The following is a 6,454-nucleotide window of genomic DNA, read 5'->3' on the forward strand; positions in this document are numbered from 1 at the left end:
ATCGTAGAGGTTGAGATTATCTTTGCCAATCAAAGCACCCACCATGATTCTCAACCAAGACAATAAAATCGGGTTTTCTAAAATAGTCATTTCTTAAAACAATTAAAAAAAGGCGGGTTAAGCTACCCACCAAGTATTTATAAATCTATCAATCGAGGGACTAATTTTTGATATTGATGTTGGCTCTAACCAATTTTTAGTAGTTCCACATCAAAGATTAAAGTTGCATTAGGAGGAATTACGCCACCAGCACCAGTCGCACCATAACCTAATTCGGGAGGAATAATTAAAGTACGTCTTTCGCCAACTTTCATATCAATTACTCCTTCATCCCAACCTTTAATAACTTGTCCTACACCAACTTTAAAAGGAAAAGGACGATTGCGATCGCGGGAGCTATCGAATTTACTACCGTCTTCTAGAGTACCTGTATAGTGAACGGTAACGTTTTGCCCAGGCTGGGGGGATGCACCGTCGCCTTCTTTGGTTATGATGTATTTCAAGCCAGACTCTGTAGTGACAGCATTGGAGAGATCCATAGAAGTTTCCTCTTCGGGTATATTATTTTGAGCGATTAATTGGGTAGTTTCTGCTGACTGCTGTATTGGAGATGCGATCGCTTGTTGCTGGGAGTTGTTTCCCGTAAAAGCGGAAATTACCAATACAGAAGCGCAGATTACAACAACAATAATGCTCGTTAAAATTTCGTTACTCAATTTTTTGACCACCTGTTACTGTATCCTTATTTTTAAAAATTCCACCAGAGACATTGTACATTTTTGAGGGATGGGGAGCATGAAGAATGAACTATTAATTAGTTTTTTCAGTTTGTAAAATAATAATCCGATCGCCAACTACAGGATTGCGAGCTACTAATGTTCCAGTTGCATCTTGGAGTTCTAGTTTATTAAAGTTTAGCTGGCGAGAACGTTTGAGGATTTCATTGGCTAGCTTAGTTTGACGAGATTCGTTTAGTTCGTACCAATCGTCGGTTATTTCCACGATCAAAGCATTATGAGAAAAGTCTACTTTAGCTTTTTCTAAAAGGTCGGAATCATAGCTGTTGGCAATTTCGCTTAATTTAACCTGTAGAGCAGCAACTAAGGTTTGTTCGGGAGTAAAAGTAAGTTCGGGTTCGATGGCTTTTATTTTTAAGTTTGTCGCCCTTCCAGGTGCTTTTAAGTCTTGGGGAATAGATGTTTCTAAGGGAATGTCCGATTCTAAAGCTAAAGGCTGGGAATCTGAAGATGATTGCAATGGTTCTGTTTCGACAGTTTCTGGCTCGATATTTGGTTGGCGGTTGGGAAGATCGCTCCCTTGGGGTTGTGAGGGAATTGGGCGATCGCTAATAATGTCTGTCGATTGAGTTATGGAAGATATTTTAGCGTTGATTTGCGGCAAAAACAACCAAATTAACGCAATAATCGCCATTATAATGGCGATCGCTCCAATAATTCTCAAACCTTGCTTTTCTTTCTTCTTGTTATTAGTAATGGGTTCTTTTGGTTCTGGCTGGCGATTTTCTGCTCGATCGCGATTGGGTTTAACAGGTGTTTTTGGTGTTGCTTTTTGAGTAACTTCTTCAGTTGTAGTAGGTTGAGTTTGAGGGGTAGGAGTTGTTTCCACTGCAGGCGGGGGAGGAGTAACGGAATCTGCCAATTTTTGAGTAGTGCTTAACAAAGAATTGATCGAGTCAGAGGAAGGTAGCTCTTTAACTGAATTCTTACCAATCTCCTTAATGGTGGATTCCAAGCGATCGATACTTTCATTTAACAGTTTAATGGTTTCAGTTTTAGATAAAGATGGAGCATTATCCGATTCTCCCGATTGATTTACTTGTGGCGACTGTTGGCGGTTATCTGGTTGTTCCATAGCTATAGAAATCCTCTTGACATGGTTATTGATTAATTGGCAGAGATGGGATAAAGACTGTAGATATTAGGCATCATAAGACTGATTTAAGCTACAAAAATATTAAAAAATTCATCATCATAATAATTTAAACAAATATGGATTGACATCTAGTAAGGAAAAGTATCACTATTATTTAGTCGGTTTTAATGAAGACCAGTCATTAAACGTAAGGGGGAAAGCAAGAGTGCAAATCTCTCACTGTCCCGCAACTGTGAAGAAATTGTCCCAGACAACTTCTCAAGTCAGAATGCCCGCCGATATTTAACTTCAACCATCAATCCAGATCTGCGAGGTACAGATTTTGTCTGAAAAAAACTACACCAAAATTTTTTAACCTTCGGTTAGTTATTAGTTATTAGTTATTAGTTATTAGTTTTTGGGTCTAAGTCCCCTCTCATAATCTTCGATTTGAGTACTGTAGGAACGTTTCATGAAACGTCCGTACTTAATTAATTAGTGGTTCAAATCTACTACTTAATTGAACTAAAAACTGTACGGGCGAACCGCCGTTCGCCCCTACTAACCTACTAAAAACTTTTTTAATTACTCTACAAAATCTTAAGTCGATCGCCTTGTATCGATCGTTGCTGTTGGATTATTTACAGCCTTCTTTCTAGGGCAATTTTAGACCAGTTCTTATTTTTATTTTCCATATTCATCATGCACAAAATACCCGTTACCGTAATTTCAGGATTTCTGGGCGCAGGAAAAACCACTCTAGTGCGCCATCTACTGCAAAACAATCAAGGTAGAAGAATTGCCGTTTTAGTTAATGAATTTGGCGAGGTTGGCATTGACGGCGATTTATTGCGCTCTTGCCAAATTTGCGACGAATCAGAAAGCCCCGATAGCAATATTGTGGAATTAACTAACGGATGTCTTTGCTGTACGGTACAAGAAGAGTTTTATCCTACTATGCAGGAATTACTCAAACGACGGGATAAAATCGACTGTTTGTTAATCGAAACTTCGGGATTAGCTCTACCCAAACCCTTAATTCAAGCCTTCCGTTGGCCTGCTATTCGCAACAGTGCTACGGTGGATGGAGTAGTTACGGTAGTCGATTGTTATGCCTTGGCAACGGGGAATTTGGTCGGGGATTTGGATGCTTTAGAATCTCAACGACAAGCAGATCCCAACCTAGAACACGAAACTCCCATTGAAGAATTGTTTGAAGATCAATTAGCCTGCGCCGATTTGGTATTACTCACTAAAACCGATCTGGTAGATGCAGCACAACTAGCCAAAATCAAAACTTGGCTCGATCGCGAGTTGCAACCAGGAGTAAAAACAGTAACAGTCAGTCAAGGAGAAATTGACCCCAATTTATTATTAGGCTTTAATGCAGCAGTAGAAGATAATCTAGATAGTCGTCACTCCCATCACGACCACGAATCAGAACACGAACATGATGAGGAGATCGAATCGATCGAACTGATTTTAGATCGAGCTTTCGAACCCCAGGATTTAACCGCAAATCTCAAACAACTCCTACAAAAACAAGAAATCTATCGGGTTAAGGGATTTATCGACGTACCTAATAAGCCCATGCGTCTGGTATTACAAGGAGTGGGCAATCGCTTTGATACCTTCTACGATCGCTTGTGGCAAGCTGATGAAATTCGACAAACTCGTCTCGTCCTAATTGGCAGGCAACTCGATCGCAACCTGATAGAACAAACAATTTTAAACGATCGATTACTGGCTAAATAAAAGTTTTGCCTACTTGTTTTATTTGTCTGCTTGCCAACTGAGTACAATTAGTCCCATTGATGTTGTCTAGCCTCATCAACTATCCATTGAGCCTCTTCAAGGGAAATATTATAGCGATCGCTCAAAAGTTGAGGAATTCGATCGCAGGCGCGATTGGGATTCACATTTGGTTGCTGGGAATAAGAAGGTAGTGCAACATTACACAAAAAAGGCGAGGGTTTAGCCTCTAGTTGAAGTGGTTCAAGATTGAGAACTTCTCGTAAATTAATCAAAAATAGTAAGGCTCTGCTGAGGTTGGCATCACTAAAGTTAGCTCCCCTTAGTAGAGTACAATTGAGGTTGGCATCGCTAAGATTAGCATATTTGAGATTGGCATAATCGCTCTTTTATTTTGCCTTCTTGGAAAACTATTTTATCTAAAATAAATTGGAGTTTTTAGGAGCATTGTGTATTGTTTAATAATGCTTAAATGCAGTCATCTTCAAGAACTCTTACGGCAGAATTACTAAATAGCAAAAAAGACGATCGCTGATAACTCTGTAGATTTACTGTCCGATTTTGAGAATTCATCAAGATACTATAGTCTTGGTTGAAACAAATTCAGCTAAAATGAAGATGGAGTAAATCTGTAGTTTACTTTAAATCACAGCTCAAATATCTTAGGAAAGACTATGAAGAAAAGATCTTTAGCGGCTTTACTGGCTGGATTGAGCGTTGTGTTGGGCAGCGCGATCGCCAATCCAGCAAAAGCACAAACCACAAATGGCAATACCTACTACTGCGCCCAATTACATGGTGGGTGGAATACTTTTGTTAATACACCCAGGGGTAGAGTTGCTTTAATTAACTGGGCAAATAAATTTTCCGAAACTTGGACTCCTCAAAAAAGATGTTCTGCTGTTTCCCAGCGTTTTCAAAAATTTTTAGACCAAGGCAATCTAAAATTCATTCGTACTGGCAATACCAATAAACATCCAGTACTTTGCGTAGCTAACGTCCGTGGTGGAGATTGTCCTGAAGAGAATGTTTTGATTACTCTCAAGCCTGGCACAGATCCCGAAGGAGTTTTAATCAGATTGGTTGATTTTCGTCGTAGTGTTAGCGGTCAAACCCTAACCTTAAGTGCCGACGATGCGGGCTTTTACTCTGATGGAGAATTTTACGTAGATATGGATAAATTCCTCGAAGCAGTACCCGTAACCAATTAAAAAGCGATCGCTTAACAATTGACAATGAAAGATTGTAGATGATATCAGCACTCGTAGATTAATCAATCGCGAGTCAACAGTTTTAGAGCAAATTTATCAATTGTCAATTGACGAGCGACAAATTCTTAACTTACTGCCCTTTTCAAATAAATAGACCCAATAATTAAATAAAAGAAAGCTAATAGCTATTCAATCTCATACAAATAGAAGTTAACAATTCTCAAATTAACTAACATCTAAATAAAAGGTTAGAGCCTATAATAAAGCAATAATAATTAAAACTAGGGAATGAAATGGCAATTTTATAAGAGATATCAAACAAAGAACTTGAAAGATAGAACATCTTCTCGTCAATATTTAACCAAATCGATTCCCCTTATCGTTGCAGCAGCTACTTGTTTTATAGGTACGGGAGCGTTTTTTTACGCCGATCCCTTAAAATTCAATCAGATTTCAAATTCTCACTCTGCCTCTTCAAAAACCCAAAATATCAACCAAATTGCCAGAGACATCAGTATCAAAATATTAGATGAAGAATTTCTTGGTTCTGGTTTTATAGTCCAGCAAAAAGGCGATCGATATACTGTCATCACTAACCAGCACGTTTTAAGAGCGGGAGAAGCTCCCTACAACATACAAACTCCCAATGGCAAAATATATCCTGCAAAAGTTATTCAAAGTTCGGTAGAAAGCAAATACGAATACGATTTGGCAATCTTAGAATTTTCTAGTAAAGAGAATTATGCCATAGCTACCATTGGTAATTCATTGGATTTAGAAGTGGGTCAGTCAATCTATGCAGTGGGTTTTCCCTATTCTAATATCGAAAGAATAATCGCCAACCGCTCGGCTCAACCAGAATCTCCGACCGAAACCATAACTGGATTAGCTATCAAAACAGGTAGAATAGCTTTGATTTTGAATCAAGCTTTAGAAGAAGGATATCAAATTGGCTATACTAACGACGTACAAAAAGGCATGAGTGGCGGGCCATTGTTAAACCGTCAGGGAGAAGTAGTGGGAGTGAACGGCAAACACGCTTATCCTCTTTGGGAATCTCCAGAATTTTATCAAGATGGCTCTCAACCCTGTCCTGCTTTAGAAAAATTAATTGTTCAATCTAGTTTGGCGATTCCCATTGAAAAAGCGATCAACTTAAATCCTCGCCTAGAGTCGATTAGACCTACGTTAAATACCAAAGTGACTCGCAAATCAAATCTCATCGATGAAGATCCCCAAGAAGTCGCTAAAATGCAGCGTAAAGTTGAAGAAACCACTCGAACTTGCAAAACGAGAGGAACAAAATAATTTGGTGTAATATTGATGGAATTTCATTCGTCGCATACTACGGGTACAGCGTTCCGCTTACCCGCTAGTTAGAGGTCAGACCCCGCGCCGACGCAAGGCGTAAGGGAATGCTGACCTAGAGGCGATAACCTTACGGTTTAGAGAGTTGTGGTCTTTCTTGGTTCTGAATATATTTAGGGCTTACTGAAAAAGTCTGAGTAAGGAAAAAAAGAGAGTCAAATGAAAAATTGAAATTCGGAAGAGGAAAACTTGTGGCGAAAAAAGTCACAAAATTGTATTTTTTGAGGGACGAAAGCTTCAGTTCAGCTTTA

At 39.0% G+C, this 6,454-nt stretch carries 5 protein-coding genes, 1 pseudogene and 1 riboswitch; of the genes and pseudogenes, 3 read left to right on the top strand and 3 right to left on the bottom strand.

The features are described 5' to 3' along the window. Window positions 1-185: 185 nt before the first annotated feature. Together AC33VI_RS17515 and AC33VI_RS17520 are read right to left on the bottom strand one after the other, a co-directional pair. Complete coding sequence (locus AC33VI_RS17515; RefSeq protein WP_491783548.1) at window positions 186-716, bottom strand: FKBP-type peptidyl-prolyl cis-trans isomerase; 531 nt, start codon at window positions 714-716, stop codon at window positions 186-188. 94 nt (window positions 717-810) lie between these two features. Next, complete coding sequence (locus AC33VI_RS17520) at window positions 811-1,872, bottom strand: hypothetical protein (protein WP_491783549.1); 1,062 nt, start codon at window positions 1,870-1,872, stop codon at window positions 811-813. Window positions 1,873-2,035: 163 nt separating this feature from the next. Then, a riboswitch (cobalamin riboswitch) is annotated at window positions 2,036-2,186 on the top strand. 388 nt (window positions 2,187-2,574) lie between these two features. Between AC33VI_RS17520 and cobW the strand changes: the two genes are divergently transcribed. Beyond that, window positions 2,575-3,627 carry a cobalamin biosynthesis protein CobW gene (cobW, locus tag AC33VI_RS17525; protein ID WP_491783550.1) on the top strand — a complete coding sequence of 351 codons (1,053 nt, stop codon included), beginning with the start codon at window positions 2,575-2,577 and terminating at the stop codon, window positions 3,625-3,627. Window positions 3,628-3,674: 47 nt separating this feature from the next. Here cobW and AC33VI_RS17530 read toward each other — a convergent pair. Beyond that, window positions 3,675-4,001 (bottom strand): annotated as a pseudogene (locus AC33VI_RS17530) (pentapeptide repeat-containing protein); the annotation flags it as partial. A 297-nt stretch (window positions 4,002-4,298) separates the two neighbouring features. Between AC33VI_RS17530 and AC33VI_RS17535 the strand changes: the two are divergent. After that, window positions 4,299-4,835, top strand: coding sequence for a COP23 domain-containing protein (locus AC33VI_RS17535; RefSeq protein ID WP_491783551.1), 537 nt, complete (start codon window positions 4,299-4,301; stop codon window positions 4,833-4,835). Window positions 4,836-5,162: 327 nt separating this feature from the next. Then, window positions 5,163-6,143, top strand: coding sequence for a S1 family peptidase (locus tag AC33VI_RS17540; protein WP_491783552.1), 981 nt, complete (start codon window positions 5,163-5,165; stop codon window positions 6,141-6,143). The last annotated feature ends 311 nt before the right edge of the window (window positions 6,144-6,454 follow it).

Source organism: Waterburya sp., from assembly GCF_058530065.1.

Excerpts from the sequence above, each read along its gene's own strand:
- cobW (WP_491783550.1), top strand. The coding sequence starts at position 2,575 with ATGCACAAAATACCCGTTACCGTAATTTCAGGATTTCTGGGCGCAGGA.
- AC33VI_RS17535 (WP_491783551.1), top strand. The coding sequence starts at position 4,299 with ATGAAGAAAAGATCTTTAGCGGCTTTACTGGCTGGATTGAGCGTTGTG.
- AC33VI_RS17520 (WP_491783549.1), bottom strand. The coding sequence starts at position 1,872 with ATGGAACAACCAGATAACCGCCAACAGTCGCCACAAGTAAATCAATCG.